1 pseudogene is annotated in these 589 nt (G+C 26.5%); it reads left to right on the forward strand.

Annotated features, from left to right (window positions below):
• Positions 1-198 (forward strand): annotated as a pseudogene (locus tag FUA24_RS04995) (ABC transporter ATP-binding protein); the annotation flags it as partial.
• Between the last annotated feature and the right edge of the window lie 391 nt (positions 199-589).

Genomic DNA, 589 nt, shown 5'->3' on the forward strand with positions numbered 1-589 from the left:
AATAACTTAAAAGAAACCTTTGGCTTTACTTATATTTTTATTTCGCATGATTTAGCAGTTGTAAAATATATGAGCGATCAACTTTTGGTAATGAATAAAGGTGAAATTGAAGAACTTGATGATGCTGATGTAATTTATAACAATCCGCAAACAAATTACACTAAAAAATTAATTCATGCTATACCCAAAGGGTTATAGCATGAATATTTTTTTTGTTAAGTAAAACAAACTTTTAAAAAACCTCAAATTATCTTGAAGCGTTTCCTTTATTTTACTTTCGTGAAATGAAGACGACTCTATAGAAGCCGCCTCTGCCGTTGGCAGTTCAGGTAGATTTGGTTCCATATTTTTGTAGGTTAAGTTCATGATAGATTTAGGAACAAATTCAAATATTTATAATGGTTGATTTGGTTTTGCTAATATCAAACTTTTTTTCAAAATCATAGCCAAAAAACATATTTTTTCGATGAAATACACAAATACTATTCTTTTTGTAAGCTAAAAGCTATTTTAAAGTGTAATACATGTAACATAAAGTAAGTATTTAAATAGTTATCTTTGAGTAATTGAAAAATATATAATTACTAAA

The sequence above is a fragment of the Seonamhaeicola marinus genome, from assembly GCF_008085455.1.